Annotated in this window: 31 protein-coding genes; 10 read left to right on the forward strand and 21 right to left on the reverse strand. The window is 62.3% G+C overall.

Annotated elements, in window-relative coordinates; translation table 11 throughout:
* Nucleotides 1-49: 49 nt before the first annotated feature.
* Genes rsmD through C1X29_RS01820 form a run of 3 tightly spaced genes read right to left on the reverse strand, consistent with a single transcriptional unit; the run spans nucleotide 50 to nucleotide 3,493 of the window.
* Nucleotides 50-658 (reverse strand): 16S rRNA (guanine(966)-N(2))-methyltransferase RsmD, encoded by a 609-nt coding sequence (gene rsmD / locus C1X29_RS01810; RefSeq protein ID WP_102716714.1) that lies wholly within the window; start codon nucleotides 656-658, stop codon nucleotides 50-52.
* A complete protein-coding gene (locus C1X29_RS01815; RefSeq protein WP_085746698.1) occupies nucleotides 658-2,145 on the reverse strand; it encodes a pitrilysin family protein in 1,488 nt (495 codons plus the stop codon). Before C1X29_RS01815 ends, rsmD begins: the two co-directional genes overlap by 1 nt.
* Nucleotides 2,138-3,493, reverse strand: coding sequence for a pitrilysin family protein (locus tag C1X29_RS01820; RefSeq protein ID WP_102716715.1), 1,356 nt, complete (start codon nucleotides 3,491-3,493; stop codon nucleotides 2,138-2,140). Before C1X29_RS01820 ends, C1X29_RS01815 begins: the two co-directional genes overlap by 8 nt.
* Nucleotides 3,494-3,838: 345 nt before the next feature.
* On the opposite strand from C1X29_RS01820, the gene ftsY reads away from it, so the two are divergent.
* The 4 genes from ftsY to rpoH all read left to right on the forward strand — a co-directional run bounded on the left by ftsY (nucleotide 3,839) and on the right by rpoH (nucleotide 8,025).
* Nucleotides 3,839-5,365 (forward strand): signal recognition particle-docking protein FtsY, encoded by a 1,527-nt coding sequence (gene ftsY, locus C1X29_RS01830; RefSeq protein ID WP_102716716.1) that lies wholly within the window; start codon nucleotides 3,839-3,841, stop codon nucleotides 5,363-5,365.
* Entirely contained in the window at nucleotides 5,362-6,033 is a 672-nt protein-coding gene (gene ftsE, locus C1X29_RS01835; protein ID WP_007953396.1) for a cell division ATP-binding protein FtsE, read from the forward strand. Before ftsY ends, ftsE begins: the two co-directional genes overlap by 4 nt.
* The gene (ftsX, locus tag C1X29_RS01840) at nucleotides 6,030-7,055 is read left to right on the forward strand and encodes a permease-like cell division protein FtsX (protein WP_102716717.1); all 1,026 of its coding nucleotides are present in this window, start codon (nucleotides 6,030-6,032) and stop codon (nucleotides 7,053-7,055) included. Before ftsE ends, ftsX begins: the two co-directional genes overlap by 4 nt.
* Nucleotides 7,056-7,170: 115 nt before the next feature.
* Nucleotides 7,171-8,025, forward strand: a complete 855-nt coding sequence (gene rpoH / locus C1X29_RS01845; protein ID WP_007953393.1) for an RNA polymerase sigma factor RpoH — start codon at nucleotides 7,171-7,173, stop codon at nucleotides 8,023-8,025.
* A 70-nt stretch (nucleotides 8,026-8,095) separates the two neighbouring features.
* On the opposite strand, the gene mtgA is transcribed toward rpoH, so the two are convergent.
* The gene (mtgA, locus tag C1X29_RS01850) at nucleotides 8,096-8,818 is read right to left on the reverse strand and encodes a monofunctional biosynthetic peptidoglycan transglycosylase (protein ID WP_085611980.1); all 723 of its coding nucleotides are present in this window, start codon (nucleotides 8,816-8,818) and stop codon (nucleotides 8,096-8,098) included.
* 74 nt (nucleotides 8,819-8,892) lie between these two features.
* Between mtgA and C1X29_RS01855 the strand changes: the two genes are divergently transcribed.
* The 4 genes from C1X29_RS01855 (at nucleotide 8,893) to trmB (ending at nucleotide 11,136) form a co-directional block, all read left to right on the forward strand.
* Nucleotides 8,893-9,273: a DUF423 domain-containing protein gene (locus C1X29_RS01855; protein ID WP_102716718.1), complete on the forward strand. Its 381-nt coding sequence runs from the start codon at nucleotides 8,893-8,895 to the stop codon at nucleotides 9,271-9,273.
* A gap of 72 nt (nucleotides 9,274-9,345) precedes the next feature.
* Nucleotides 9,346-9,546 carry a sulfur carrier protein ThiS gene (gene thiS, locus C1X29_RS01860; RefSeq protein ID WP_007953386.1) on the forward strand — a complete coding sequence of 67 codons (201 nt, stop codon included), beginning with the start codon at nucleotides 9,346-9,348 and terminating at the stop codon, nucleotides 9,544-9,546.
* A gap of 60 nt (nucleotides 9,547-9,606) precedes the next feature.
* Nucleotides 9,607-10,401 carry a thiazole synthase gene (locus tag C1X29_RS01865; protein ID WP_007953385.1) on the forward strand — a complete coding sequence of 265 codons (795 nt, stop codon included), beginning with the start codon at nucleotides 9,607-9,609 and terminating at the stop codon, nucleotides 10,399-10,401.
* Between the two features lie 9 nt (nucleotides 10,402-10,410).
* Nucleotides 10,411-11,136: a tRNA (guanosine(46)-N7)-methyltransferase TrmB gene (trmB, locus tag C1X29_RS01870; RefSeq protein ID WP_085646976.1), complete on the forward strand. Its 726-nt coding sequence runs from the start codon at nucleotides 10,411-10,413 to the stop codon at nucleotides 11,134-11,136.
* Nucleotides 11,137-11,202: 66 nt separating this feature from the next.
* On the opposite strand, the gene C1X29_RS01875 is transcribed toward trmB, so the two are convergent.
* The 10 genes from C1X29_RS01875 to C1X29_RS01920 all read right to left on the reverse strand — a co-directional run bounded on the left by C1X29_RS01875 (nucleotide 11,203) and on the right by C1X29_RS01920 (nucleotide 18,187).
* On the reverse strand, nucleotides 11,203-11,526 hold the full coding sequence (locus C1X29_RS01875; protein ID WP_074690154.1) for a DUF3392 domain-containing protein: 324 nt from the start codon (nucleotides 11,524-11,526) through the stop codon (nucleotides 11,203-11,205).
* Between the two features lie 19 nt (nucleotides 11,527-11,545).
* The gene (gene hemW, locus C1X29_RS01880) at nucleotides 11,546-12,751 is read right to left on the reverse strand and encodes a radical SAM family heme chaperone HemW (protein WP_102685780.1); all 1,206 of its coding nucleotides are present in this window, start codon (nucleotides 12,749-12,751) and stop codon (nucleotides 11,546-11,548) included.
* Nucleotides 12,748-13,344, reverse strand: coding sequence for an RdgB/HAM1 family non-canonical purine NTP pyrophosphatase (rdgB, locus tag C1X29_RS01885; protein WP_011336379.1), 597 nt, complete (start codon nucleotides 13,342-13,344; stop codon nucleotides 12,748-12,750). The genes hemW and rdgB overlap by 4 nt, the downstream gene beginning before the upstream one ends.
* Complete coding sequence (locus tag C1X29_RS01890; RefSeq protein ID WP_085646974.1) at nucleotides 13,341-13,775, reverse strand: DUF4426 domain-containing protein; 435 nt, start codon at nucleotides 13,773-13,775, stop codon at nucleotides 13,341-13,343. Before C1X29_RS01890 ends, rdgB begins: the two co-directional genes overlap by 4 nt.
* A gap of 26 nt (nucleotides 13,776-13,801) precedes the next feature.
* Entirely contained in the window at nucleotides 13,802-14,422 is a 621-nt protein-coding gene (metW, locus tag C1X29_RS01895) for a methionine biosynthesis protein MetW (protein ID WP_011336377.1), read from the reverse strand.
* A 7-nt stretch (nucleotides 14,423-14,429) separates the two neighbouring features.
* Nucleotides 14,430-15,569 carry a homoserine O-acetyltransferase gene (locus tag C1X29_RS01900; RefSeq protein ID WP_007953360.1) on the reverse strand — a complete coding sequence of 380 codons (1,140 nt, stop codon included), beginning with the start codon at nucleotides 15,567-15,569 and terminating at the stop codon, nucleotides 14,430-14,432.
* A gap of 204 nt (nucleotides 15,570-15,773) precedes the next feature.
* Nucleotides 15,774-16,061, reverse strand: coding sequence for a DUF167 domain-containing protein (locus C1X29_RS01905; protein ID WP_102685779.1), 288 nt, complete (start codon nucleotides 16,059-16,061; stop codon nucleotides 15,774-15,776).
* Complete coding sequence (locus C1X29_RS01910; RefSeq protein WP_011336374.1) at nucleotides 16,058-16,648, reverse strand: YggT family protein; 591 nt, start codon at nucleotides 16,646-16,648, stop codon at nucleotides 16,058-16,060. The genes C1X29_RS01905 and C1X29_RS01910 overlap by 4 nt, the downstream gene beginning before the upstream one ends.
* 10 nt (nucleotides 16,649-16,658) lie before the next feature.
* On the reverse strand, nucleotides 16,659-17,477 hold the full coding sequence (gene proC, locus C1X29_RS01915) for a pyrroline-5-carboxylate reductase (RefSeq protein WP_102685778.1): 819 nt from the start codon (nucleotides 17,475-17,477) through the stop codon (nucleotides 16,659-16,661).
* Between the two features lie 23 nt (nucleotides 17,478-17,500).
* Entirely contained in the window at nucleotides 17,501-18,187 is a 687-nt protein-coding gene (locus C1X29_RS01920) for a YggS family pyridoxal phosphate-dependent enzyme (RefSeq protein WP_102685777.1), read from the reverse strand.
* A gap of 56 nt (nucleotides 18,188-18,243) precedes the next feature.
* Here C1X29_RS01920 and C1X29_RS01925 point away from each other — a divergent pair, with 56 nt between their 5' ends.
* Nucleotides 18,244-19,278, forward strand: coding sequence for a type IV pilus twitching motility protein PilT (locus C1X29_RS01925; RefSeq protein ID WP_039767934.1), 1,035 nt, complete (start codon nucleotides 18,244-18,246; stop codon nucleotides 19,276-19,278).
* A 47-nt stretch (nucleotides 19,279-19,325) separates the two neighbouring features.
* On the opposite strand, the gene C1X29_RS01930 is transcribed toward C1X29_RS01925, so the two are convergent.
* On the reverse strand, nucleotides 19,326-19,943 hold the full coding sequence (locus C1X29_RS01930) for a C40 family peptidase (RefSeq protein WP_007953345.1): 618 nt from the start codon (nucleotides 19,941-19,943) through the stop codon (nucleotides 19,326-19,328).
* Between the two features lie 249 nt (nucleotides 19,944-20,192).
* Between C1X29_RS01930 and C1X29_RS01935 the strand changes: the two genes are divergently transcribed.
* On the forward strand, nucleotides 20,193-20,627 hold the full coding sequence (locus tag C1X29_RS01935; protein WP_102716719.1) for a TM2 domain-containing protein: 435 nt from the start codon (nucleotides 20,193-20,195) through the stop codon (nucleotides 20,625-20,627).
* A gap of 36 nt (nucleotides 20,628-20,663) precedes the next feature.
* Here the strand turns inward: C1X29_RS01935 and C1X29_RS01940 are convergent, their stop codons facing one another.
* The 6 genes from C1X29_RS01940 to C1X29_RS01965 form a co-directional block, all read right to left on the reverse strand.
* Nucleotides 20,664-21,935, reverse strand: a complete 1,272-nt coding sequence (locus C1X29_RS01940; RefSeq protein ID WP_039767936.1) for a dihydroorotase — start codon at nucleotides 21,933-21,935, stop codon at nucleotides 20,664-20,666.
* A complete protein-coding gene (locus C1X29_RS01945) occupies nucleotides 21,932-22,936 on the reverse strand; it encodes an aspartate carbamoyltransferase catalytic subunit (RefSeq protein ID WP_007913665.1) in 1,005 nt (334 codons plus the stop codon). Before C1X29_RS01945 ends, C1X29_RS01940 begins: the two co-directional genes overlap by 4 nt.
* Nucleotides 22,937-22,963: 27 nt before the next feature.
* Nucleotides 22,964-23,467 carry a bifunctional pyr operon transcriptional regulator/uracil phosphoribosyltransferase PyrR gene (gene pyrR / locus C1X29_RS01950; protein ID WP_007953335.1) on the reverse strand — a complete coding sequence of 168 codons (504 nt, stop codon included), beginning with the start codon at nucleotides 23,465-23,467 and terminating at the stop codon, nucleotides 22,964-22,966.
* An 81-nt stretch (nucleotides 23,468-23,548) separates the two neighbouring features.
* Nucleotides 23,549-23,986 carry a Holliday junction resolvase RuvX gene (gene ruvX, locus C1X29_RS01955; protein ID WP_007953334.1) on the reverse strand — a complete coding sequence of 146 codons (438 nt, stop codon included), beginning with the start codon at nucleotides 23,984-23,986 and terminating at the stop codon, nucleotides 23,549-23,551.
* Nucleotides 23,986-24,558 carry a YqgE/AlgH family protein gene (locus C1X29_RS01960; protein WP_039767938.1) on the reverse strand — a complete coding sequence of 191 codons (573 nt, stop codon included), beginning with the start codon at nucleotides 24,556-24,558 and terminating at the stop codon, nucleotides 23,986-23,988. Before C1X29_RS01960 ends, ruvX begins: the two co-directional genes overlap by 1 nt.
* Nucleotides 24,559-24,617: 59 nt before the next feature.
* The gene (locus C1X29_RS01965) at nucleotides 24,618-25,517 is read right to left on the reverse strand and encodes an energy transducer TonB (protein ID WP_102685773.1); all 900 of its coding nucleotides are present in this window, start codon (nucleotides 25,515-25,517) and stop codon (nucleotides 24,618-24,620) included.
* Between the last annotated feature and the right edge of the window lie 47 nt (nucleotides 25,518-25,564).

Genomic DNA, 25,564 nt, shown 5'->3' on the forward strand with positions numbered 1-25,564 from the left:
CAGCGCAGCGAGCCTCGGCTGAGACTCGCCGCTTTTTCAGGCCGGTCGGTTAACCGGCGATCACTGCCATACGTTGCCACAACGCGTAGTACACCCGCCCGGATTTCTGCTCGCGGTGCAGGCGCCAGTTGCCCGGCAGGCCGAGGGTCGATGGCGTGGTTTCGCTTTCAGTGTAGATCCACGAATCGTCGGCCAGCCATTGGCGCTCTTCCAGCAATGTGCACACCGTCGGCAGCAGGTTCTGGTTGAACGGCGGGTCGAGGAACACCAGGTCGAACGCGGTCGCAGTCTGGGTTTCCAGGTAGCGCAGCGCATCGGCGGTCTGCACGTGACCGTTGGTGCAGCGCAGCGTGCCGAGGTGTTCTTTCAGGCTGGAGACCGCGACGTGGCTGGCATCCAGCGCCTGACCCATGGCCGCGCCACGGGACAGCGCTTCCAGAAACAGCGCGCCGCTGCCGGCGAACGGATCGAGCACCTTGGCCCCGGCAACGTAGGGTGCGAGCCAGTTGAATAGGGTTTCGCGCACCCGGTCTGGCGTCGGGCGCAGACCCGGCGCATCAGGAAAGCTCAGCTTTCGGCTGCGCCATTCGCCGCCGATGATGCGCAACTGGTTCACACCGTTGTGCAGTTTTTGTACAGGTTTCTTTGGACTGGCCATTAATGCTCCGGAACCCCGAGCGGCTGCTCGGCAGGTTTATCAGATGGGGCCGGTAACGGCTTTTGCGGCACGGTCGGGCCAGCGCTGACGATGACCAGTTTGTCCGTGCTCAAGTGTTTGTTCAGGACGTCGCGAACCTGCTCGACTGTCAGGCTCTGGGACTGACGCATGAAGTCATCGAGATAGCTCAGCGGCAGGTTGTAGAAACCCATGGCGCCGAGCTGGCCGACGATATCGGCATTGCTCGCGGTGGACAGCGGGAAGCTGCCGGCCAGTTCGCGCTTGGCGTCGTCGAGTTCTTTCTGGGTCGGGCCGGTCTTGAGGTAGTCGGCGAGCACGTCCTGCACCAGTTTCAGGGTGCCTTCGCTCATTTCCGCGCGGGTCTGCAGGTTGATCATGAACGGGCCGCGAGCCTGCATCGGGCTGAAGGCCGAATACACGCCGTAGGTCAAGCCGCGCTTCTCGCGGACTTCGCTCATCAGCCGGGTGCCGAAACCGCCACCGCCGAGGATCTGGTTGCCCATCGATAGCGCGGCGTAGTCCGGGTCATCACGGTCGATGCCCAGTTGCGCGATCATCAGGTTGGTCTGCTTGGACGGGAACTCGATGTGACCGACGCTGGCCTTCGGTTCCTGCGGCTGGGCGATCTTCGCCAGCGCCGGGCCTTTTGGCAGCGCAGCGGACACCTGATTGGCAATCGCCTCGGCTTCACTGCGGGACAGATCGCCCACCAGCGCGATCACCACGTTGCCGGCCGCATAGGCCTTGGCGTGGAACTCACGCAGTTGCGCCAGCGTGATCTTCGGCACGCTTTGCGCGTTGCCGTCGCTGGAATGGGCGTACGGGTGATCGCCGTACAGGCGCTTCATCAGTTCCAGGCTGGCGAGCTTGCCGGGGTTCTGTTTCTGGTACTCGAAACCGGCGAGCATCTGGTTCTTGATGCGCGCGAAGGAGTCGGCCGGGAAGGTCGGTTTGCCCACCACTTCCGAGAACAGCTTCAGCGCCGGCTCGCGCTTGTCGGCGGCACTCAGACTTCGCAGCGACGCGATGGCCATGTCCTTGTAGGCGCCGTTGCCGAAATCCGCGCCCAGGCCTTCGAAACCTTGGGCGATGGCGCCGACATCCTTGCCCGCCACACCTTCGTTGAGCATGGCGTTGGTCAGCAGGGCCAGCCCCGGCGCGTTGCCGTCCTGGCTGCTGCCGGCGGAGAAGATCAGGCGCATGTCGAACATCGGCAGTTCGCGGGCTTCGACGAACAGCACCTTGGCGCCTTCGGCGGTGTTCCAGGTCTGCACGTCGAGCTTGCGACTGGCCGGGGCCTTGCCGTCGAGTTCGGCCAGCGATTGCAGCTTCTGGCTGGACTTGGCGTTATCCAGCGCTTCGCTGGCCTTGGTGTTGTCGCTCGGCACCAGATAGAACGCGGCGGAGCCGATGATGGCCACGGCGATCAGGCCGAGCAGCAGACGTGGGGTTTTGCGCTCACTCATGAGTCGTCTCCAGTGGCAGGACGTGGGCGACGCTGAGACGTTCGCGGGTGAAATACAGCTTGGCGGCGTTCTGGATGTCTTGCGGAGTGACGCTTTCCAGATCCGCCAGTTCGGTGTCCATCAGTTTCCACGACAGACCGACGGTCTCCAGCTGGCCGATGGCAGTGGCCTGGCTGGTGATCGAGTCGCGCTCGAAGACCAGACCGGCGATGACCTGCGCACGCACGCGTTCCAGCTCTTCGGCGGACGGTGCGGTGGTTTTCAGCTGTTCCAGCAGTTTCCACAGGCCGGCTTCCGCCTGGGCCATGGTTTTTTTCTTCTGGGTGTTCGGTGTGGCCGACAGGGTGAACAGGCTGTCGCCGCGGGTGTAGGCGTCGTAGCTCGACGAACCGCCGGACACCAGTTCTTCGCCACGCTCCAGTTGAGTCGGGATGCGACCGCTGTAGCCGCCGTCCAGCAATGCCGAAATCAGGCGCAAGGCGTTGACCGAACGTTTGTCTTCGGCGGTGGCGATACTCGGGACGTTGAAGCCGAGCATCAGGCTCGGCAGTCGGGTCTGCACGTGCAGGGTGATCTGGCGTTCACCCGGTTCGGCCAGTTCCAGCGGCTTTTTCGCCGGCGGCACGTCGCGTTTCGGGATCGGCCCGAAGTAGCGCTGGGCGAGGGTCTTCACCTCGTCCGGAGTCACGTCGCCGACCACCACCAGCGTGGCGTTGTTCGGCACGTACCAGGACTGGTACCAGTGACGCAGCTCTTCGACTTTCATCCGCTCCAGGTCAGCCATCCAGCCGATGGTCGGCGTGTGATAACCGCTGGCCGGATAGGCCATGGCCTTGTAGCGCTCGAAGGCCTTGGCCATCGGCTTGTCATCGGTGCGCAGGCGGCGCTCTTCCTTGATGACTTCGATTTCCTTGGCGAACTCGTCAGCCGGCAGGCGCAGGTTGGCCATGCGGTCGGCTTCCAGTTCGAAGGCCACGCCCAGACGGTCGCGGGCCAGCACCTGGTAATAAGCAGTGAAGTCGTCGCTGGTGAACGCGTTCTCTTCGGCGCCGAGGTCGCGCAGGATCAGCGAGGCTTCGCCGGGACCGACTTTCTCGCTGCCCTTGAACATCATGTGCTCGAGGGCGTGGGACAGACCGGTCTGGCCCGGGGTTTCGTAGCTGGAACCGACCTTGTACCAGACCTGCGACACCACCACCGGCGCGCGATGGTCTTCGCGCACGACGACCTTCAAGCCGTTGTCGAGGGTGAATTCGTGGGTCGGTTGCGGGTCGGCCGCCAGGGCCGAAAGGGGCAGGCAGACTGTGCTGAGCAGCAGGCCTGCGGCGCGGCGGGCTAGAGCATTCATTCGTTTTTAAACCTGTTGGGCTGCCCGCTTGGTCTTAGCGTCGGCGGGCGAGAGGGTGCTAGGATACTGATCCGTTTTACTGGCGGCCACGCCTATCAGGCCACTGATCGGTCTATAGGTTGTACGGGTTACCGGCAGAAGCTTTGAGTTTCTCAGCTAAACTCTGCGTTTTCGCCGACGATGCCGTTCCAGTCCTTCGTATTTAATGACCTTTGAGGTGCTTTTGGCGCCTCGACAAAATGTTGCGCGTGAACAAGCTGGGTGAAACACAGTCTGTTCTGCATCGAATATTTATTTGCCGGGGCGCCCCTGTGGCGCGTCGCTACCGTGAGATAGCCGTCCTCCATGTTTGGTTCCAACGACGACAAGAAGACCCCAGCTGCGGCTGGCGAGAAGAAAAGCCTGTTCGGATGGCTGCGCAAGAAACCGCAGGAACCCGTCGTCGAACAGCCGACTGCCATTCCTGAGCCGGCCCCCGCGCCCGCTCCGGTAATAGAAGAAGCGCCGGCACCGGTTGTGCTGCCGATCGCCGAGCCGGTGCTGCAACCAGTGGTCGAGGCCGAGCCTGAAGCGCCGGCTGCCGCTGAGTTGCCGCTGACCCCGGCCAGCGAGCCGTGGCTGACCTTGCCAGTGGCGGAAGAGCCGGTGGCGCTGGTTGAAGAGGCTGCGCCGCACGTTACGCCGCTGATTCCTGCGCCGGTTGCGTTCGCCCCCGAGCCTGTTCAGGCGCCGGTGGTGGAAGCTGCTCCGGTCATTCCAGAACCTGTGGTTGCTCCGGTTGCCCCGATTGTCGAAGCGCCCGAGCCTGCACCTGCACCTGCACCTGCACCTGCACCTGCACCTGCACCTGCACCGGTCGCCGTAGCGCCAGTCGCGCCAGTCGCTCCTGTGGAAATCCAGGTTGAAACCCCGGTCGAGGCCCCGCGCACCGAAGAAACCAAGGCCGGCTTCTTTGCCCGTCTCAAGCAAGGCCTGTCCAAGACCAGTGCCAGCATCGGCGAGGGCATGGCCAGCCTGTTCCTCGGCAAGAAAGCCATCGATGACGATCTGCTCGACGACCTCGAAACCCGCCTGCTGACGGCCGACGTCGGCGTCGAGGCGACTTCGGTGATCATCCAGCGTCTGACCCAGAAGGTCGCACGTAAAGAGCTGGCCGATTCCGACGCCCTGTACAAATCCCTGCAGGCCGAGCTGGCCGCAATGCTCAAACCGGTCGAGCAGCCGCTGAAGATCGCTTCCCAGAACAAGCCGTTCGTGATTCTAGTGGTCGGCGTCAACGGCGCCGGCAAGACCACCACCATCGGCAAACTGGCGAAAAAACTGCAGCTGGAAGGCAAGAAAGTCATGCTCGCTGCCGGTGACACCTTCCGTGCCGCGGCTGTCGAGCAGTTGCAGGTCTGGGGCGAGCGCAACAAGATTCCGGTGATTGCCCAGCACACGGGCGCGGACTCGGCTTCAGTGATCTTCGACGCCGTGCAGGCCGCCAAGGCCCGTGGCATCGACGTGCTGATCGCCGACACCGCCGGTCGTCTGCACACCAAAGACAACCTGATGGAAGAGCTGAAGAAGGTTCGCCGGGTGATCGGCAAGCTCGACGCCGATGCGCCGCACGAAGTGCTGCTGGTACTCGACGCCGGCACCGGCCAGAACGCCATCAACCAGGCCAAGCAATTCAACCAGACCGTCGAACTGACCGGCCTGGCGCTGACCAAGCTCGACGGCACCGCCAAGGGCGGGGTGATTTTCGCCCTGGCCAAGCAGTTCGGCCTGCCGATCCGCTACATCGGCGTCGGTGAAGGCATCGACGATCTGCGTACCTTTGAAGCCGAACCCTTTGTCCAGGCACTGTTTGCCGAGCGGGAGCGTTCATGATTCGTTTCGAACAGGTCGGTAAGCGCTACCCGAACGGTCACGTCGGCTTGCATGAGCTGAGCTTTCGAGTCCGTCGCGGCGAGTTCCTGTTTGTCACCGGCCACTCCGGTGCCGGTAAATCCACGTTGTTGCGCCTGTTGCTGGCGATGGAGCGTCCGACCAGCGGCAAACTGCTGCTGGCCGGGCAGGACCTGAGCACCATCAGCAATGCGCAGATTCCGTTCCTGCGTCGGCAGATCGGGGTGGTGTTCCAGAACCATCAACTGTTGTTCGATCGCACGGTGTTCAACAACGTCGCGCTGCCGTTGCAGATTCTCGGGCTGTCCAAGGTCGAGATCGCCAAGCGCGTCGACTCGGCGCTGGAGCGCGTGGCGCTGTCGGACAAGGCCGAGCTGTATCCGGGCGACCTGTCCACCGGTCAGCAACAGCGCGTCGGCATTGCCCGGGCCATCGTTCACCGTCCGGCCCTGCTGCTGGCGGACGAACCGACCGGTAACCTCGACCCGCGTCTGGCGGCCGAGATCATGGGCGTGTTCGAAGACATCAACCGTCTGGGCACCAGCGTGCTGATCGCCAGTCACGACCTGGCGCTGATCGCGCGTATGCGCCATCGCATGCTGACCCTGCAACGTGGCCGATTGATCGGCGACGGGGAGGCCGGCGTATGAGTGCAACACGCAGTCCGAAGGTTTCCGAGCGCGTGGCCCCGAAGGCCGCCGATCCGCAACCGCCAAAGAAGAAAAAGCACGACGATGACGACGGCCCGGATTTCGCCACGTTGTTCCGTGCCTGGATCGAAAGCCATCGCGCCAGCTGGATCGACAGCCTGCGCCGTCTCGGCAAGCAGCCGATCGGCAGCTTCTTCACCTGCATGGTGATGGCAGTTGCGCTGAGTCTGCCGATGGGCCTTTCGTTGTTGCTGAACAATGTCGAGCGCCTGGGCGGCTCGTGGCAGCGCGCGGCGCAGATCTCGCTGTACCTGGAGCTCGAGGCCAGTCCGGCTCAGGGCGAAGCGTTACGTGATCAGATCAAGGGCATGCTGGGCGTAGCTGATGCTGAATATGTCGGCCGCGACCAGGCGCTGGAAGAGTTCCAGCAGCAGTCCGGCTTGGGCGAAGCCCTGCGCGAGCTACCGGAAAACCCGCTGCCGGGCGTGGTACTGGTGACGCCGAACGAGGTCGACAAGTCGACCCTGGAAGCATTAAGACAAAAACTTTCCGAGCTGCCCAAGGTACAACAGGCGCAACTTGATCTAGTCTGGGTCGAGCGTCTGGCCGCCATCCTCAAGCTCGGTGACCGTTTTGTGTTCGGTCTGACGGTGTTGCTGGTTTCTGCATTACTTTTGGTGATAGGCAATACCATTCGTCTTCATATTGAAAACCGCCGCACCGAGATAGAAGTGATTAAACTCGTCGGCGGCACCGACAGCTATGTGCGTCGTCCCTTTCTTTACATGGGCGCGCTGTATGGCTTCGGTGCGGGTCTGCTGTCCTGGGGTGTTTTGGCGTTCGGCCTGAATTGGCTGAACGACGCGGTGGTCGGGCTGGCCGGCTTGTACGGCAGTGATTTCGCACTGGCCGGCGTGCCAGTTGCCGATGGTCTGTCGCTCTTGCTTGGCGCGGTGCTGTTGGGTTATATCGGTGCATGGATTGCCGTCGCACGTCATCTCAGGGAGCTGGCGCCGAAGTAGAATCTTTTTTGCGCGTGATTGACCTTTCAGTGGTTAAGGAAACTTTCATTTGAGTTTCCGGTCAATTTTTCGCAATGCTGAAAAGCATGAGTATGTAAGTCGGAGGTTTTTCCGTATGTCCAATTCTTTGCAACCTGCGTATGCATTGGTTCCAGGCGCAAACCTGGAAGCCTACGTGCACACCGTCAACAGCATTCCATTGCTGACGCCGGAGCAGGAGCGTGAACTGGCCGAGAGTCTCTACTATGAGCAGGATCTGGGGGCGGCTCGGCAGATGGTGCTCGCCCACCTGCGGTTTGTCGTACACATCGCCCGTAGCTATTCCGGCTACGGTCTGGCTCAGGCTGACCTGATCCAGGAAGGTAACGTCGGCCTGATGAAGGCCGTGAAGCGTTTCAACCCGGAAATGGGCGTGCGTCTGGTGTCCTTTGCGGTGCACTGGATCAAGGCCGAGATTCACGAGTTCATCCTGCGCAACTGGCGGATCGTGAAGGTCGCGACCACCAAGGCCCAGCGCAAGCTGTTCTTCAACCTGCGCAGCCAGAAGAAACGTCTTGCCTGGCTGAACAACGAGGAAGTCCACCGTGTGGCGGAAAGCCTCGGCGTCGAGCCGCGTGAAGTGCGTGAGATGGAAAGTCGCCTGACCGGCCATGACATGGCCTTCGACCCGGCTGCGGAAGCGGACGACGACAGTGCTTTCCAGTCGCCGGCCAACTACCTGGAAGACCACCGGTATGACCCGGCGCGTCAACTGGAAGATGCCGACTGGAGCGACAACTCCAATCACAACCTGCACGAAGCGCTGGAAGTGCTGGACGAACGCAGCCGCGACATCCTCTACCAGCGCTGGCTGGCAGAAGAGAAAGCCACGCTGCACGACCTGGCGCAGAAGTACAACGTGTCGGCCGAGCGGATCCGTCAGCTCGAGAAGAGCGCGATGAACAAGCTCAAGTTGTCGATTGCCGCATAACCGGCAGTCCGGCAATAAAAAACGCCCCGATCAGTGATGATCGGGGCGTTTTTGTTTGCCTGTCAGGCAGTCATTGGGCCCAGGGCGCGCGGCGCGAATCATTGAGTGTCAACAAATAGCTGTCGCCACCCAGCTGGCTCATTTGCTGGCGAATCCAGCCGGCCCGACGCGACACATAAGCGGTCGGATGACTGGCGCTCCAGACCCGCGGATTCGGCAGCACAGCCGCCAGATAGCTCGCCTGTTGCCGGGACAGCGACCTGGCGCCTACGCCAAAGTGATGCCTTGCCGCCGCTTCGGCACCAAACACGCCGTCATCCCACTCGACGCTGTTCAGGTACACCTCGAGAATCCGCTGCTTGGGCCAGAACACTTCGATCAGCGCGGTAAACCACGCTTCCAGCCCTTTGCGCAGATAACTGCGGCCAGACCACAAAAACAGGTTCTTCGACACTTGCTGGCTCAAAGTGCTGGCGCCGCGAATCGAACCGCCGAGTTCGTTGTGGGCCAGTGCGGCCTTGATCGCACTCAGGTCAAAACCCCAGTGCTCGGGGAATTTCTGGTCTTCGCCGGCAATCACCGCGACCTTCAGGTCATCGGAGATCTCGTCCCACGGTTTCCAGGTGCGTTGCAGATCGATCGGCTCGCCGTCGACCCAGGATTCGATCTTGCGCTCGACCATCAGCGCCGTGAACGGTGGCGGCACAAAGCGAAACACCAACACCAGCAATACGCTGCCGCCCGCGAACCAGAGCAGGGCCTTCGTGAAACGACGGAGAAATAAACGCAGCATAGAGATGGCTTGGCCGAACCGTTTGAGCGGGCCATTATACAGACCCTGCCGATCGAGTCTGACTGGAGTTCTACATGCTGCGTAGCTTTCTGATGCTGGCCGCCTTCTTTGGTTTCACCGGTGTCGGCCTCGGCGCATTCGCCGCACATGGCCTGAAAAACCGCCTGACCCCGGAGTATCTGGCGATCTTCCACACCGGCGTCACCTATCAACTGGTGCACTCGCTGGCGCTGTTCGGCGTGGCGCTGCTGGCGACGCAGCTTCAGGGGCGTCTGGTCGCCTGGGCCGGCATCTCGTTCACCGTCGGTATTCTGCTGTTCTCCGGCAGTCTGTACCTGCTGACCACCCTCGGCATCAGCAAGCTCGGCATCATCACCCCGTTCGGCGGCCTGGCGTTCCTGATCGGCTGGCTATGCCTCGGACTCGCCGCCTGGCGCCTGCACCCAACCGCTTGACGCTTGGTGCTGACCTTTAGGTCATGATCGGGCTAGAATGCCACCCCCTAAAAAGTGATGGCGGCGTTGCGCATGCGCATTCAGTTGAACGGTGAATCCTTTGAACTGCCCGACGGTGAAACCGTTGCGGCCCTGCTGACGCGTCTGGATCTGACCGGACGCCGCGTCGCGGTCGAACTCAATCTGGATATCGTCCCGCGCAGCCAGCATGCCGACACCACTTTGAACGACGGCGACAATGTCGAAGTCGTGCACGCGATCGGCGGCGGCTGATCGCCAGGCCTGCATGGGCCGAGAATTCTGCAAGACCCTCACCCCAACAGAGGATTCCCCATGAGCATCGTTCGTAGCGACAAGCCTTTCGTTCTGGCCGGTCGTACTTACCAGTCGCGTTTGCTGGTCGGTACCGGCAAGTACCGTGACATGGAAGAAACCCGTCTGGCCATCGAAGCCTCGGGTGCCGAGATCGTCACCTTCGCCGTGCGCCGCACCAATCTGGGCCAGATCGAAGGCGAGCCGAACCTGCTCGAAGTGCTGTCGCCGGATCGCTACACCTTCCTGCCGAACACCGCCGGGTGCTACGACGCAGTCGAAGCCGTGCGCACCTGCCGACTGGCCCGTGAGCTGCTCGACGGCCACAATCTGGTGAAGCTGGAAGTGCTGGCCGACCAGAAAACCCTGTTCCCCAACGTGATCGAAACCCTCAAGGCCGCCGAAGTGCTGGTCAAGGAAGGCTTCGACGTGATGGTTTACACCAGTGATGACCCGATCATCGCCCGGCAACTGGCGGAAATCGGCTGCATCGCGGTCATGCCGCTGGCCGGTCTGATCGGTTCGGGCCTGGGGATCTGCAATCCGTACAACCTGCAGATCATCCTCGAAGAAGCCAAGATCCCGGTGCTGGTGGATGCCGGTGTCGGCACCGCTTCCGACGCCACCATCTCGATGGAACTGGGCTGTGACGCCGTGCTGATGAACTCGGCCATCGCCCACGCCCAGCAGCCGATCATGATGGCCGAAGCCATGAAACACGCGATCGTCGCGGGCCGCCTGGCCTACCTCGCCGGCCGCATGCCGAAAAAACTCTATGCCAGCGCCTCTTCGCCGCTGGATGGTCTGATCAAGTAAGAGCTATTGATGACTGAATCGAACGACACGCCAATCCAGACGGAAGAAGGCGACGAGCGCCAACACCGCCGCATCAAGAGTTTCGTGATGCGCGCCGGGCGCATGACCGAAGGCCAGCAGCGCGGCCTGGATCAGGGCGCGCCGAAGTTCGTCCTGCCGCTGGCCGATGCGCCGGTGGATTACGACCAGGTGTTCGGCCGTTCCGCGCCGCGTTCGCTGGAGATCGGTTTCGGCATGGGCCACTCGCTGCTGGAAATGGCCGCCGCTGCGCCGGAACAGGATTTCATCGGTGTCGAGGTTCACCGTCCGGGTGTCGGCGCGCTGCTCAACGGCGTGCTGACTCAGGGCCTGACCAACCTGCGGGTCTACGATTGCGACGCGATCGAAGTGCTCAACCGCTGCATCGCCGACAACAGCCTCGATCGCCTGATGCTGTTCTTCCCGGATCCGTGGCACAAGAGCCGCCACCACAAGCGCCGCATCGTTCAGGCGTCCTTCGCTGAGCTGGTGCGCAGCAAGCTGAAGGTTGGCGGCATTCTGCACATGGCCACCGACTGGGAGCCGTACGCCGAATACATGCTGGAAGTGATGAACGTCGCCCCGGGCTATCGCAACCTCGCCGAAGACGGCAAGTGCGTACCTCGCCCGGCCGAGCGCCCGATCACCAAGTTCGAACGCCGCGGCGAACGTCTTGGGCATGGCGTGTGGGATCTGAAGTTCGAAAAGCTCGCTTAAACGTTACGCAATAAAAAACTGTGGGAGCCAATGGCTCCCACAGTTGTTTTGGGTAGTAGCTGAAAATCAGCGGCGATCCGCGACCACGCCAATCAACACCAGCACCACCAACAACACCGGCGCCAGGCTGTAGTTGTTGAACTGGCTCAGCCCCTTCACTACCCACGGCGTCGCGTAGATCAGTGCTGCGCCGCTGCCGATCAGGCACAGCAGGGCCATCAGCGGCACGCGCAGAGCGCCGGCGATGCTGCCCAGGCGTTGCTCGACCCAGCCTTTGAAGTCAGCGCCGAACAGCACCAGCAGGCAGCCCACCAGGGCCAAAGCGATTTCCGAAAGGTTGCTGCGGCTCCAGCGGGACACGGTGGCGAGCAGGTCGAGTATCAAATCCATGCGGTTTCCTTAAGAGCGGTCAGCTCAGAAATTTCTGCAGCAAGTCGTTGAGGAACAGTTGTCCGCGCTCGGTGGCCGCCAGACGTGACGGTTCGACCTGCAACAGACCGCTTTGTTCGGCCTCGCGCCGGTGTTCGTCGAGGCTCTCCAGCGGCAGGCCGGTGCGCTCCGGGTACAGGCGCGATTCGACGCCAGCGGTCAGGCGCAGGGCGTTCATCAGGAATTCGAACGGCATCTCGTCGTTGGTCAGGGCTTTCTCGCCGGCCTGGAAGCTTTTGGCCGGGTTGAGGTAGTCCTTCGGCAGGCGCGTCTTCCATGTGCGCACGATGCGCCCGTCCGGATGGCTGAGCTTGCCGTGGGCGCCGGCGCCGATGCCGATGAAGTCGCCGAAGCTCCAGTAATTCAGGTTGTGCCGCGCCGGGCGACCCGGTTGCGCGTAGGCTGAAACTTCGTACTGCGCGTAACCGTGCTCGGCCAGCAGCGCCTGTCCGGCCTCTTGAATGTCCCACAGCGTGTCGTCTTCCGGCAGCACCGGCGGCTGGTTCCAGAACACGGTGTTCGGCTCCAGTGTCAGCTGATACCAGGAAATGTGCGTCGGCTTCAGCTCGATCGCCTGGCGCAGATCGCTCAGGGCATCTTCCAGCGACTGGTCCGGCAAGCCGTGCATCAAGTCGAGGTTGAAGTTATCGAACCCGGCCTGACGCGCCATGCCTGCCGCCCGCACGGCTTCGTCGCCGTTGTGGATACGGCCCAGAGCCTTGAGCTTTTCCTGCTGGAAACTCTGGATGCCGATCGACAGGCGATTGATCCCCAGTTTGCGGTAGGCGACGAACTTTTCTTGCTCGAAGGTCCCGGGGTTGGCTTCCAGGGTGATTTCGATATCGTCGGCAAACGGAATGCGTTGTTTCACGCCTTCCAGCAGTCGACCAAGGGCTTCGGCGCTGAACAGGCTCGGCGTGCCGCCGCCAAAGAAGATCGAACTCAACTCACGGCCATACACCGCGTGCAGATCCTGATCGAGGTCTGCCAGCATCGCGTCGACGTACTCCTGCTCCGGCAGCACCGGGCTGGCGGTGTGGGAGTTGAAGTCGCAATAGGGGCATTTGCGCACACACCACGGGATGTGGATGTACAGCGCCAGGGGCGGCAGCGTCGGTAACGGTGCCCGAGGCGAGGAGGCGGCGCCGCCGATAATCAGCGACGACGCGCAGGAGCTATCGGTCATTTCAAGCCCAGACGCTGGCGCAGCAGATCCATTGCACGGGCGCGGTGGCTGATCTGGTTCTTGTCGCTCGGGCTCAGCTCGGCGCTGGACACGTTACGCTCCGGTACCCAGAACAGCGGGTCGTAGCCGAAACCGTGCTCACCGCTGGCGGCGGTCAGGATGCGCCCGTGCCACAGACCTTCGCAGAGGATCGGCAGCGGATCGTCGGCATGACGCACCAGCGCCAGCACGCAGACGAACTGCGCGCCACGCTCGGCTTCCGGCACGTCCTTCAAGGCGTCGAGCAGTTTGGCGTTGTTCGCCGCGTCACCCTTGCCGTCGGCGTAGCGCGCCGAGTAGATGCCCGGCGCACCGCCGAGGAAATCGACCGCCAGGCCCGAATCGTCGGCCAGCGCCGGCAGCCCGGAAATGCGAGCGGCATTGCGCGCCTTGAGGATCGCGTTCTCGACGAACGACAGACCGGTTTCTTCCGGCTCCACACTGCTGAATTCGCCGATCGAGCGCAGTTGCACCGAATCGCCGAGCATGGCCTGGAGTTCCTTGAGTTTGCCGGCGTTATGGCTGGCCAGTACGAGTTGCTTGAGATTGATCATTGGCCAGGGAAAAGCTCTTGGTTGAAATTGAGGGTGTTGATCTTGTCGCCGGTCTGCACCTTGATTTCAAAGGTGCGGGTTTCCTGCTGCTCCACCGGGTACTGGGCGATGTAGTAGATCGCGCCTTGCTCGGTGATCTGGCGGAAGGTCAGCGGCACGCTCTGGCTGGTCAGGTCCTTGACGGTGCCACTGACCTGGGCGATCAGCGGTTTGCCGTCCTTGATTACCGAGACATTGATCACGCCCTGGTTCTTGCTGCGGATCAGCTCGGCAGCCTTGGCGATGTCCGGCGTCAGGAAGGTCGAGTTGAAGGTGTTGTAATGCACGGTGACATCACCGAACACTTCCTTGCGTTCGCCCTTGATGGCATCGGCGGCCACGGCCGACAGGCTCAGGCAGGCGGCCAATAGCGCGGTAATCAAGCGTCCCATGTTCGCTCTCCTCGCAATGTCGTGGTTCAGACCGCGATTCTGTGATCCGCAAGCCCCGGGCTGCTGACGCGGTAGATACCGATCTCACCTAACAGATTAGGCCATAGCTTACTGGCCCACCCGTGGCGGTGCTGTTGATCCACGGCAAGCCGATCAATGACCTTCGCCTCACGTTCGCGACAAAGTTCTTCAAAGTCTTCGAAGGTGCAGAAGTGGATGTTCGGCGTGTTGTACCAGGTGTACGGCAGAAATTCCGACACCGGCATCCGGCCCTTGCTCGCCAGATACCAGCGGCAGCGCCAGTGACCGAAGTTGGGGAAGGTGATGATGCACTGGCGTCCGACCCGCAGCATTTCGTCGAGGATCTTGTCCGGGTAATGCACGGCTTGCAGGGCCTGGGTCATCACCACGATGTCGAAGCTGTTGCTGGCGAAGTTGCCCAGGCCCTTGTCCAGATCCTGTTCGATGACGTTGATGCCCTTGGCCACGCACTCGGCGATGTTGTCCGGGTCGTTTTCCAGGCCATAGCCGGTGACCTGCTTGTGGTCGCGCAGCCAGGTCAGCAACTCGCCGTCACCGCAGCCGAGGTCGAGCACGCGGCTGCCGGCGGGGATCCATTCCTGGATGATTTCCAGATCAGCTCTCATGGCTTTCTCACAACGTAATGCGGTTCATGTAATTGCCGAACGCCTGCAAATAGCGCGGGATCGGAATCAGGAAGGCGTCGTGGCCCTGCGGCGCGTCGATTTCCAGGTAGCTGACGTCCTTGCGCGCAGCCATCAGCGCATCCACCAGTTCCCGCGAGCGGGCCGGGGAGAAACGCCAGTCGGTGGTAAACGACATCACGCAGAACCTGGCTTTTGCACCTTCGAAGGTTTTCGCCAGGTTATCGTTGAAGTTCGCTGCCGGATCGAAGTAGTCCAGCGCCTTGGTCATCAACAGATAAGTGTTGGCATCGAAGCGCCCGGAGAACTCTTCGCCCTGATAGCGCAGGTAGCTTTCGACCTGGAACTCGACACTGTGGAAGTCGTAGTTGAGCTTTTCGCTCTTCAGGCCACGGCCGAATTTCTCGCCCATGGAGTCGTCGGACAGATACGTGATGTGTCCGACCATCCGCGCTAGCATCAGGCCGCGTTTGGGGATCACGCCCTGTTCCTGGAACGAGCCGCCGTGGAATTCCGGGTCGGTGAGGATCGCCTGGCGCGCCACTTCGTTGAAGGCGATGTTCTGCGCCGACAGCTTCGGGGCCGAGGCGATGGCCAGGCAGTGGCGAACGCGATCCGGATACGTGATGGTCCATTGCAGCGCCTGCATGCCGCCCAGGCTGCCGCCGATCACCGCGGCCCACTGGCCGATGCCGAGCAGGTCGGCCAGACGTGCCTGGCTGTGCACCCAGTCTTCCACGGTCAGCACCGGGAAGTCGGCGCCGAACGGCTTGCCGGTTTCCGGGTTGAGGCTGCTCGGGCCGGTGGAGCCGTTGCAACCGCCGAGGTTGTTCAGGCTGACCACGAAGAACTTGTTGGTGTCGATCGGTTTGCCGGGGCCGATGCAGCTGTCCCACCAACCGGGCTTGCGGTCGTCGACGCTGTGATAACCCGCAGCGTGGTGGTGGCCGGACAAGGCGTGGCAGATCAGCACGGCGTTGCTCGCTTGCGCGTTCAGCGTGCCGTAGGTTTCGTAGATCAGGTCATAATCGGCCAGCGAACGGCCGCAGGCCAGGGCCAGCGGTTCGCTGAAGTGCGCCGTTTGCGGCGTCACCAGACCAACAGAATCGGGGGGAAAGGCAGCTGGCATCGACCCTGCTCTCGTTGAAATGAGGCGTAAGTCTAAAGACCGGTGGGGTTAGCGGCAAGCAACGATCAGGCCTGATTTGCGCTCGTTCCCACGCTCCGCGTGGGAACGCCTCATTGGACGCTCCGCGTCCGCTTCGGCGGGGGACGCGGAGCGTCCCGGGATGCATTCCCACGCGGACGGTTCGACGCCTCGACGTGGGAACGATCAGCGCACTAGTCCGGGCAGATCCGGCAACTTCTTCGGCGAGCAGATCTTCACCCGCTTCTGCCGGTTCAACTCGCCGCTGAGCAAACTGACCTGGCTTTTGGAAACCCCAAAAGCCTTGGCCAGAAACCCCATCAGGTACGCATTGGCCTTGCCCTCGACCGGCGGCGCGGTCAGGCGAATTTTCAGGCGATCACCGTGCAGCCCGCAGAAATCATCGCTGCGGGCGGCCGGTTGCAGGTGACATTCCAGAATCAGGTCGTCACCGTCCCAGCGAAACCAGCTCACATCAGCAGGCGCAGGATTTCCGGCATCATCGTCATCGCCGCGAGGTTGTTGATCACCAGCATGTCGATCAGCTTCAGCACGAGGAAGGCGAAGATCGGCGACAGGTCCAGACCACCGAGGTTCGGCAGGATGCGGCGGAACGGCGCCAGGGCCGGTTCGCAGATCTGGTTCACCAGTTCGGCGCCCGGATTGTGGCTGCCCGGTGCGACCCAGGACAGGATGATGCTGATGATCATGGCCCAGAAGAAAATCTTCAGGAACAGCGCCGTCACGCCGATCAGCGACCAGATCAGCAGTTGCAGCGGGTTACCGGTAGTGCCATAGGTCAGCAGCAGGGTCAGCGCCATCAGCGCCAGTTGCACGAGAATCGCCAATACCAGCGACGACATGTCGAGGCCGAACAGGCTCGGGATGATCCGGCGCAGTGGCTTGAGCAGCGGCTGCGTGGCCTTGACCACAAACTGGCACAGCGGGTTGTAGAAGTTCGCCCGCACCAGTTGCAGGACGAAGCGCAGCAGCACGATCAGCAGGTACAGGCTGCCAAGGGTTTGCAGCACGTAGACCGCTGCGGTGTTCAATCCAATCATGTAAGGCTCCTTATTTGCCCAGTTGTTCGGCCATTTCGGCCGAGCGGTGCGCGGCGGCGCCGAGTGCTTTTTCCACCAGGGCTTCGAAGCCTCCGGCCTGGAACGATTTGATCGCAGCTTCCGTGGTGCCCGCTGGCGAGGTCACGCGGCGGCGCAGTTCGGCGGCGTCGACGTCGCTGGACACGGCCATGTGCGCGGCTCCCAGCGCGGTCTGCAAGGTCAGCTGCTCGGCGGTTTCCTTCGGCAGGCCGAGTTTGACGCCGGCGGCGGTCATGGCTTCGATCAGCAGGAAGAAGTACGCCGGGCCGGAACCGGAGACGGCGGTGACGGCGTCCAGTTGCTGCTCTTCGTTCAGCCACAGGGCAATGCCCACGGCGGACAGCAGTTCTTCAGCCTGCTGGCGTTGTTCGGCACTCACTTCGTCGGTAGCGTACAAACCGCTAACGCCCTGACGCAGCAGCGCCGGGGTGTTCGGCATGCAGCGCACGATCGGTTGCTCGCCAAGCCATGCGGTCATGCTGGCGCAGGTGATGCCGGCGGCGATGGAGACCACCAGTTGATTCGGTTTCAGGCTCGGGCGAATCGCTTCGCACACGGCTTTCATGGCCTGTGGCTTGACTGCCAGCACGACAACGTCGGCGCCGTCGATGGCCTGGGCGTTGTCGGCGAAGGTTTCGATGCCGTGTTCGGCGCTGACTTTGGCGCGGGTTTCTTCACCCGGATCGCTGGCGCGAATGTGTGCAGCTTCCAGACCCTTGGCCCGCAGGCCGCCGATCAGGCTGGCGGCCATGTTGCCGGCACCGATAAAGGCAATACGTGTGTTGCTCATGTCAGGTCCTTATCTGGAAATGGTCAAGATTGGGAATAGTCGCGGGCGCCGAACAGGGCCGTACCGATACGGACCCAGGTCGCGCCCTGGGCAATGGCCGACTCGAGGTCGTGGCTCATGCCCATGGAAAGTGTGTCGAGCGGCAGATCGAGGCTGGCCTGCAACTTCTGAACGGCGGCGAATGCAGCATCCTGCTCGGCGCGATCTTCAGTCGGTTCGGGAATCGCCATCAACCCGCGCAGCTTCAGGCGTGGCAGGGCGCTGATGGCCTGGGCCAGCGCCGGCAGGTCTTGCGGCGTGCAGCCGGACTTGCTGGCCTCACCGCTGACGTTGACCTGAATGCAGATGTTCAGTGGCGGCAGATCCGCCGGGCGTTGTTCGGACAGGCGTTGGGCGATTTTCAGACGATCCACGGAGTGCACCCAGGCGAAATGCTCGGCAATCGAGCGGGTCTTGTTCGACTGAATGGGGCCGATGAAGTGCCAAATCAAGGGCAGGTCGGCCAGTTCGAGCTGTTTGCCCAAGGCCTCTTGCAGGTAGTTCTCGCCAAAGTCGCGCAGGCCGGCGGCGTACGCTTCGCGCAGGGCTTCGGCCGGTTTGGTCTTGCTCACGGCCAGCAGCTGGACGCTGTTTTCATCGCGTCCGGCGGCAGCGGTGGCGGCATGAATACGCGAACTAACCTGGAGAATGTTGTCTGCTATCGTGGACATCAAGAGGCGCCAGCGGTCTGAAGGTTCGCGGCATTCTACTGGAATTGAGGGACGCTATGGATATCACTGAACTGCTGGCCTTCAGCGCCAAACAGGGCGCTTCCGACCTGCACCTGTCGGCCGGTCTGCCGCCGATGATCCGCGTGGATGGCGACGTGCGGCGGATCAATCTGCCGGCGCTGGATCACAAACAGGTGCACGAGCTGATCTACGACATCATGAACGACACCCAGCGGGTGGACTTCGAGAAACATCTGGAGACCGACTTTTCCTTCGAAGTCCCCGGCGTGGCGCGCTTTCGGGTCAATGCCTTCAACCAGAACCGGGGCGCCGGGGCGGTGTTCCGCACTATTCCGTCAAAAGTGCTGACCATGGAAGACCTGGCCATGGGCGACGTCTTTCGCAAGATCACCGATGCGCCGCGCGGGCTGGTGCTGGTGACCGGGCCGACCGGCTCCGGCAAGTCGACGACGCTGGCGGCAATGATCGATTACCTCAACACCCATCGCCATCACCACATCCTGACCATTGAAGATCCGATCGAATTCGTCCACGAATCACGCAAATGCCTGATCAATCAGCGCGAAGTCCATCGCGATACCCGCAGTTTCGCCACCGCATTGCGTTCAGCGCTACGCGAAGACCCGGACGTGATCCTCGTGGGCGAGATGCGTGATCTGGAAACCATCCGCCTGGCACTCACCGCCGCCGAAACCGGGCACCTGGTGTTCGGCACCTTGCACACCACGTCGGCAGCCAAGACCATCGACCGGGTGGTGGACGTGTTCCCCGGGGACGAAAAATCCATGGTGCGCTCGATGCTTTCGGAGTCCTTGCTGGCGGTGGTGTCGCAGACGCTGATCAAGAAGATCGGCGGTGGCCGGGTGGCGGCGCACGAGATCATGCTGGGGACGTCGGCGATCCGTAACCTGATCCGTGAGGACAAGGTGGCGCAGATGTATTCGGCGATCCAGACCGGCGGCTCACTGGGGATGCAGACACTCGACATGTGCCTGAAGGATCTGGTGACCAAGGGCTTGATCAGCCGCGAGCATGCGCGGGAAAAGGCGCGTACGCCGGATAACTTCTAGGCAAAAAAAACGCAGCCCTTGGGCTGCGTTTTTTTGTACCTGAACAATCAGCGCTGAACGACGCGCATCTGCCCCTGTTCTTTCGGCAATACGCGTTTGGCCACCACGTAATGCTTTTCCCAGTACGGCTTGTTCAGTGTGTCGATGCTCACCGATTTGCCGCGCCGTGGCGCATGGATGAAACGATCGTTGCCCAAATAGATGGCAACGTGATTGACCCGACGGCTCTTGATGTTGAAGAAAATCAGGTCGCCCGGCTTCAGGTCCTTGCGTTCGACTTTCTCGCCGTGACCGCTGGCCATGGCGTTCGAGGTGCGTGGCAGGTCGAACGTGGCGTCGTTGAACGCGTATTTCACCAGACCGCTGCAGTCGAAGCCTTTACTCGGGCTGCTGCCGCCCCAACGGTAGGGTGTACCGAGGACGTTTACCGCGCGACTCAGGACGTTGCTGCTTTCCTTGGTCGCCATCGGTGGCACCAGCTTGCTGCGGCCGTTGCTGCTCAGCGTGGTGTGTTTGACCTGTTTGCCTTTGTTCGAAGGAGCAGAGGCATGGGATTTAGGGGTGAAACCGTTAACGTTTGGAAGACGTTGCTCACGATTGGTGGCGTGGGCGGCCAGTGGCATTAATAGGCAAATGGTTAGCCATGTCTTGAAAAATGGACGCATTAGGCAGGGCTCTTGGTGTGTTAGCGCGCAACTTTATAACAGCTTTTTTGTCACTTCCGAGGCCGTTGGTCGATTCAATCGGGTGCCAACGGAACCAAATAAGCGGCAAAAAGACGCAATTGTCGGACAGAAGTCCGGTGCTATAAGGCTTTGACGGGAGACACGGTAGCATTTGCCATACGTCGGCTGCCTGTAAAAAAGTCACAAAGAATTAAAGAATATTTATCTATCGCGTGTATCGAGGTCTTAATGAACGGCTATCAGCTGCCCCGTGTGAAGGAAAAAGACACTCATAGCAAGGTGATCGGCTACCTGTTGTGGATTTTCGGTTTCACAGGCTCACACCGCTTCTATTACGGCAAGCCGGTGACCGGCACGATCTGGTTTTTCACCTTCGGATTGCTGGGGATCGGCTGGCTGATCGACGTGTTCCTGATCCCGGCGATGGATCGAGAAGCCGACCTGCGTTTCGTGGCGGGCCCTATTGAATACAACGTGGCGTGGATTCTGCTGACCTTCCTCGGCGCGTTCGGCGTGCACCGGATGTATCAGGGCAAGTGGATCACAGGTTTGCTGTACCTGCTGACCGGCGGGTTGTTCTTTCTGGGGGTGCTGTATGACTTCTGGACGCTGAACGATCAGGTGTCGGTGCGTAACGCCGAAGGGCGGGGTGCCTTTCAGTAAGTGATGGCGAGGGAGCTGGCTCCCTCGCCATTTTTGTTACGCCTGGTGGCTGATCCGGCCATCCACCAGCGTGTAACGCACCACACCCGGCAGGCTATGGCCGAGGAACGGGCAGTTCTCGCCCTTCGACAGCCAGGTTTCGCCGGCAACGGTCGAAGCCTTCGGATCGAACAGCACGATATCTGCCGCGCCACCCACCGCCAGTTTACCCGCCGGCAGGCGCAGGGCCTCGGCCGGGCCGGCGCTCAGGCGGGCCAGCAGGGTCGGCAGATCCAGCAGACCATCCTCGACCAGCGTCATCGCCAGCGGCAGCAACAGCTCGACGCTGCTGATGCCGGGCTCGGTCGCGCCGAACGGTGCCAGTTTGGCATCGCGTTCATGGGGCTGGTGATGGCTGGAAATCGCCGAGACCACGCCGGACTTCACCGCCTCGCGCAGACCGTCGCGGTCGGCGCGGGTGCGCAGCGGCGGTTGCACGTGATACAGGCTGCTGAAGTCGATCAGCGCTTCGTCCGTCAGGATCAGCTGATACAGGGCGACATCCGCCGTGACTTTCAAGCCACGGGCCTGGGCCTGAGCGATCAGGGCCACGCCGCGAGCACTGGTCAACTGGCTGAAGTGCGCACGCACGCCGGTCTGCTCGACCAGCAGCAGATCACGGGCCAGCGCCACGGTTTCAGCGGTTTCCGGAATGCCCGGCAAGCCGAGGAAGCTGGCGGTGGCGCCTTCGTGGGCCAGGCCGCCGTCGGCCAGGTCGTGATCCTGCGAGTTGAAGATCACTGTCAGGTCGAAGGTCGCCGCGTAATCCAGCGCCCGGCACAGGGTGCGGGTGTTGCGGAAACTCTCCAGACCGTTGCCGAACGCTACGCAACCGGCGTCGCGCAGGGCGACCAGCTCGGCCAGTTGTTCACCATCCAGACCTTTGCTCAGCGCGCCGATCGGGAACACCTTGGTGTTGCCGGCCTCGCGGGCGCGGTCGAGGATCAGTTCGGCCACGGCGGAGGTGTCGAGCACCGGTTTGGTTTTCGGCGGGCAGCACAGGCTGGTCACGCCGCCGGCTGCAGCCGCGCGGGTTTCGCTGGCGATGGTGCCTTTGCGGCTGTAGCCCGGCTCGCGCAGGGCGACGTTCAGGTCTACGAGGCCTGGAGCGGCGACAAGACCTTGGGCGTCGATGGTTTCGACGGCGGTGAAGCCGGCCGGTGCAGCGCCGAGGGCGACGATCTTGCAGGCTTCAACGTGAATATCGGTGATTTGATCCAGGCCGCTGCTCGGATCGATGACGCGGGCGCCGAGAATGCTGAGCTTCACTGGGCGTTCTCCTGCTCGAATTGACGTTGCGCCGTTTGCCCGCTCATGGCCATCGACAGCACGGCCATACGGATCGCGATGCCGTAAGTGACTTGATTGAGGATCACCGAGTGCGGGCCGTCGGCCACCGCCGACTCGATTTCCACACCACGGTTGATCGGCCCCGGGTGCATGACGATGCAATCGGGCTTGGCGCCTGCCAGGCGCGCGGTGGTCAGACCGAACAGGCGGTAGAACTCGCCTTCGCTCGGCAGCAGGCCGCCGGTCATGCGCTCACGCTGCAGGCGCAGCATGATCACCACGTCGACGTCTTTCAGGCCTTCGGTCATGTCGGTGTAGACCTTCACGCCGTATTGCTCGATGCCGATCGGCAGCAGGGTTTTCGGTGCGATCACGCGGATGTCCGGGCAACCGAGGGTCTTCAGGGCGAGCATGTTCGAGCGCGCCACCCGCGAGTGCAGGATGTCGCCGACGATGGCCACCGAGAGGTTCTCGAAACCGCCCTTGTGACGGCGGATGGTCAGCATGTCGAGCATGCCTTGGGTCGGGTGCGCGTGCCGGCCGTCGCCGCCGTTGATGATCGCCACTTGCGGGCAGACATGCTCGGCGATGAAGTGCGCGGCGCCCGAGTCACCGTGGCGCACGACGAACATGTCGGCGGCCATGGCTTCCAGGTTGCGCAGGGTGTCGAGCAGGGTTTCGCCCTTGCTGGCCGACGAAGTCGACACGTTCAGGGTGATCACGTCCGCCGACAGGCGCTGGGCCGCCAGTTCGAAAGTGGTGCGGGTGCGGGTCGAGTTTTCGAAGAACACGTTGCACACGGTCTTGCCGCGCAGCAACGGGACCTTCTTCACGGCCCGGGCGCCGACTTCGAGGAACGAGTCGGCGGTGTCGAGGATTTCCGTCAGCAACTCGCGGCGCAGGCCGTCGAGCGAGAGGAAGTGGCGCAGCTGGCCCTGATCATTGAGCTGCAGCGGGCGCTTGGTATCTAGAGGCGTCATCGCGAGGGGGACTCTCAATAGGGCGGATTAAAGGGCAAGGTCTTGCAGTTCGAGGGCCAGCTCCGGCCCGGACAGCTTGACCCGCTCGTGGGCGGCCAGCGACAGGGTCGCGCCGACCACGTTCGGGCGGATCGGCAATTCGCCGGCGTCCAGGTCCAGCAGGCAGACCAGCGTCACGCTGGCCGGGCGGCCGTAGTCGAACAGTTCGTTCATGGCGGCGCGGATGGTCCGGCCGCTCATCAGTACGTCGTCGATCAGCACCAGATGCTGGCCTTCGATTTCGAAGGGCAGGGCGGACGGGCGCACTTGCGGGTGCAGGCCGTTCTGGCTGAAGTCGTCGCGGTAGAAGGAAACATCCAGCGTGCCCAATGGCGCGTCGCTGCCCAGCTCTGCGAGCAGGGCCTGGGCGACCCAGACGCCGCCGGTGCGGATGCCGATGTAACGCGGTTCGCTGATATCACGCTGGGCAAGGTGCGCCTTGAGGCGGGTCGCCATCTGGCTGATCAGATCGGCAGGATTGGGCAGGCTCATGGTTGCTCCTTCTCGGGGTCGAGCCGGTTCTCGCGAACCGGAGCTCGGGTTGTAACCAAAAGAAAAGCGCCGTAGCGCTTGTCAGGATTCAAATAGTGCGGTGTTTTCGTCGAGCCAGCCTTGCAGCAGCAGGGCGGCGGCGATGGCGTCCACCGGGTTGTCGCGGTAGCTGCCTTTCTGTCCGCCGCGCACCAGTCGTTCGCCCTTGGCTTCGAAGGTCGTCAGGCGTTCGTCGTGGGTATAGAAAGGCAGGTTGAAGCGGCCGTTGAGGCGGCGGGCGAATTTCTCGGCGCGGGCGCACATCTCGCTGGGCGTACCGTCCATGTTCAGCGGCAGGCCGACCACCACGGCGTCGGGCTTCCATTCCTTTATCAGGGCTTCGACCTGATTCCAGTCCGGCACACCGTTTTGCGCCTTCAAGGTGCACAGTTCGCGGGCCTGGCCGGTAATCACCTGGCCGACCGCCACGCCGATCTGTTTGGTGCCGTAGTCGAAGCCGAGGATCAGGCGCAGGGCCATCAGGCGTGTCCTGCCTGGCTGGTCAGCAGGCTGAGGTTGATTCCCAGATGCTTGGCCGCCGCTTCCAGGCGCAGTTCACTGCTGGTGTTGAACAGGATGTCGGCGTCGTACGGGCAGGTCAGCCAGGCGTTGTCGGCCAGTTCGGCCTCCAGCTGACCGGCTTCCCAACCGGCATAACCGAGGGTGATGACGCTTTTGGCCGGGCCCACGCCGTCGGCGATGGCGAACAGCACATCCTGCGAGGTGGACAGGGCCAGATCGCCCTCCAGCTCAACGGTAGCCTGGAACGTCTTGCCCGCCGGGTGCAGGACAAAACCGCGATCGGTCTGCACCGGGCCGCCGATGAAGATCGGCACATGCTGGCACAGCGCCGGCGGATCGATGTCCGGGCGCAGTTGTTCGAGGATGTCGGCCAGATTCAGCTCTTGCGGTCGGTTGACCACCAGCCCCATGGCGCCATTGGCCGTGTGCTCGACGATGTAGGTCAAGGTGTGGGCAAAGTTCGGGTCGGCCATGTGTGGCATGGCGATCAGGAAGTGATGCTTGAGGTAGCTGGGGCTGACGTTTTTCATGTGCGCTAGTGTGGCGTTCGGGGGGCGAACTGACAAGCTGGAGCGGGCAAAAGATCGACTCAGTTACTGGACAGCCGGTCGCCCCGGGCGAATTTCCAGGTGCGGATGATTTCCAGACGGTCGATGTCCGACAGGTCCCCGGTAAACGGTGCAAACGGTGCCGCCAGACGCACGATCCGCTGCGCCGCCTGATCCAGCAGTGGCTGGCCGGAAGACTCCAGCACCAGCACTTCATACAGCGAGCCGTCGCGGTTGATCGACACCATCAGGCGCAGATTGCCGTAGATCTGCTTGCGCCGGGCTTCGTCGGGGTAATTGAGGTTGCCGATGCGCTCGACCTTCTTGCGCCACTCGTCCTTGTACCAGGCGCCCTTGTCGCGCATGGTCGAGGCGGCGCTGAGGCGGTGGATACGCGGGCGCTTGGCGTACAGCTGTTGTTCGTTGGCCAGTTCGGCTTCAAGGCTGGCGATGTCGCTGGAGAGCTGCGAACTGTCGAAGGTCGGGGCGTCGACCGTCGGTTTGGTCTCGGTCCTGGCTTCTTCTTTCTTGGTCGGCGCCTTTTTCGGTTTCGGCGCGACGGTGGTCACGGCCGCCTTGGGCGCGGCTTCCTGCACTTCCGGCTTGGCGGCGGGCGGCGGGGTGACTGTCTTGACTTCGTTTGCCTGAAACGGCGCGACCTCGGTGGTCTTGGGGATCGCCTTCTTGTCGAGGGTGCCGCTGCCTTCCTGGTTTTCCTGGGCGAGGAAATCGGCCTTCGCCGGCTTCTTTTCGCTCTTGAAGGTAGCGAGGGTGATTTCCAGGGTTTTGCTGATCTGCTTGGGCTCGACCATGGTGAAACCCACGCCGAGCAGCAGCGCCAGATGGATCAGCGCCGCGAGAAACAGGGTAAATCCGAGGCGATCGACCGGGCGCACGCCTTTATGGGCGAGTTCAGCGGGCAGATCGGACGGAAGTGTCATTCGAGAAAAACCAACATCGCGTTTTTACGGGCTCGGCATGATAACGC

It is taken from the genome of Pseudomonas sp. GW456-12-10-14-LB2, from assembly GCF_002884345.1.
Classification (GTDB): Bacteria; Pseudomonadota; Gammaproteobacteria; order Pseudomonadales; family Pseudomonadaceae; genus Aquipseudomonas; species Aquipseudomonas paraglycinae.

What these genes read in the sequence shown, in the direction of transcription:
- rsmD (WP_102716714.1), bottom strand. Translation starts at nt 658, where the DNA reads ATGGCCAGTCCAAAGAAACCTGTACAAAAACTGCACAACGGTGTGAAC.
- C1X29_RS01815 (WP_085746698.1), bottom strand. Translation starts at nt 2,145, where the DNA reads ATGAGTGAGCGCAAAACCCCACGTCTGCTGCTCGGCCTGATCGCCGTG.
- C1X29_RS01820 (WP_102716715.1), bottom strand. Translation starts at nt 3,493, where the DNA reads ATGAATGCTCTAGCCCGCCGCGCCGCAGGCCTGCTGCTCAGCACAGTC.
- ftsY (WP_102716716.1), top strand. Translation starts at nt 3,839, where the DNA reads ATGTTTGGTTCCAACGACGACAAGAAGACCCCAGCTGCGGCTGGCGAG.
- ftsE (WP_007953396.1), top strand. Translation starts at nt 5,362, where the DNA reads ATGATTCGTTTCGAACAGGTCGGTAAGCGCTACCCGAACGGTCACGTC.
- ftsX (WP_102716717.1), top strand. Translation starts at nt 6,030, where the DNA reads ATGAGTGCAACACGCAGTCCGAAGGTTTCCGAGCGCGTGGCCCCGAAG.
- rpoH (WP_007953393.1), top strand. Translation starts at nt 7,171, where the DNA reads ATGTCCAATTCTTTGCAACCTGCGTATGCATTGGTTCCAGGCGCAAAC.
- mtgA (WP_085611980.1), bottom strand. Translation starts at nt 8,818, where the DNA reads ATGCTGCGTTTATTTCTCCGTCGTTTCACGAAGGCCCTGCTCTGGTTC.
- C1X29_RS01855 (WP_102716718.1), top strand. Translation starts at nt 8,893, where the DNA reads ATGCTGCGTAGCTTTCTGATGCTGGCCGCCTTCTTTGGTTTCACCGGT.
- thiS (WP_007953386.1), top strand. Translation starts at nt 9,346, where the DNA reads ATGCGCATTCAGTTGAACGGTGAATCCTTTGAACTGCCCGACGGTGAA.
- C1X29_RS01865 (WP_007953385.1), top strand. Translation starts at nt 9,607, where the DNA reads ATGAGCATCGTTCGTAGCGACAAGCCTTTCGTTCTGGCCGGTCGTACT.
- trmB (WP_085646976.1), top strand. Translation starts at nt 10,411, where the DNA reads ATGACTGAATCGAACGACACGCCAATCCAGACGGAAGAAGGCGACGAG.
- C1X29_RS01875 (WP_074690154.1), bottom strand. Translation starts at nt 11,526, where the DNA reads ATGGATTTGATACTCGACCTGCTCGCCACCGTGTCCCGCTGGAGCCGC.
- hemW (WP_102685780.1), bottom strand. Translation starts at nt 12,751, where the DNA reads ATGACCGATAGCTCCTGCGCGTCGTCGCTGATTATCGGCGGCGCCGCC.
- rdgB (WP_011336379.1), bottom strand. Translation starts at nt 13,344, where the DNA reads ATGATCAATCTCAAGCAACTCGTACTGGCCAGCCATAACGCCGGCAAA.
- C1X29_RS01890 (WP_085646974.1), bottom strand. Translation starts at nt 13,775, where the DNA reads ATGGGACGCTTGATTACCGCGCTATTGGCCGCCTGCCTGAGCCTGTCG.
- metW (WP_011336377.1), bottom strand. Translation starts at nt 14,422, where the DNA reads ATGAGAGCTGATCTGGAAATCATCCAGGAATGGATCCCCGCCGGCAGC.
- C1X29_RS01900 (WP_007953360.1), bottom strand. Translation starts at nt 15,569, where the DNA reads ATGCCAGCTGCCTTTCCCCCCGATTCTGTTGGTCTGGTGACGCCGCAA.
- C1X29_RS01910 (WP_011336374.1), bottom strand. Translation starts at nt 16,648, where the DNA reads ATGATTGGATTGAACACCGCAGCGGTCTACGTGCTGCAAACCCTTGGC.
- proC (WP_102685778.1), bottom strand. Translation starts at nt 17,477, where the DNA reads ATGAGCAACACACGTATTGCCTTTATCGGTGCCGGCAACATGGCCGCC.
- C1X29_RS01920 (WP_102685777.1), bottom strand. Translation starts at nt 18,187, where the DNA reads ATGTCCACGATAGCAGACAACATTCTCCAGGTTAGTTCGCGTATTCAT.
- C1X29_RS01925 (WP_039767934.1), top strand. Translation starts at nt 18,244, where the DNA reads ATGGATATCACTGAACTGCTGGCCTTCAGCGCCAAACAGGGCGCTTCC.
- C1X29_RS01930 (WP_007953345.1), bottom strand. Translation starts at nt 19,943, where the DNA reads ATGCGTCCATTTTTCAAGACATGGCTAACCATTTGCCTATTAATGCCA.
- C1X29_RS01935 (WP_102716719.1), top strand. Translation starts at nt 20,193, where the DNA reads ATGAACGGCTATCAGCTGCCCCGTGTGAAGGAAAAAGACACTCATAGC.
- C1X29_RS01945 (WP_007913665.1), bottom strand. Translation starts at nt 22,936, where the DNA reads ATGACGCCTCTAGATACCAAGCGCCCGCTGCAGCTCAATGATCAGGGC.
- pyrR (WP_007953335.1), bottom strand. Translation starts at nt 23,467, where the DNA reads ATGAGCCTGCCCAATCCTGCCGATCTGATCAGCCAGATGGCGACCCGC.
- ruvX (WP_007953334.1), bottom strand. Translation starts at nt 23,986, where the DNA reads ATGGCCCTGCGCCTGATCCTCGGCTTCGACTACGGCACCAAACAGATC.
- C1X29_RS01960 (WP_039767938.1), bottom strand. Translation starts at nt 24,558, where the DNA reads ATGAAAAACGTCAGCCCCAGCTACCTCAAGCATCACTTCCTGATCGCC.
- C1X29_RS01965 (WP_102685773.1), bottom strand. Translation starts at nt 25,517, where the DNA reads ATGACACTTCCGTCCGATCTGCCCGCTGAACTCGCCCATAAAGGCGTG.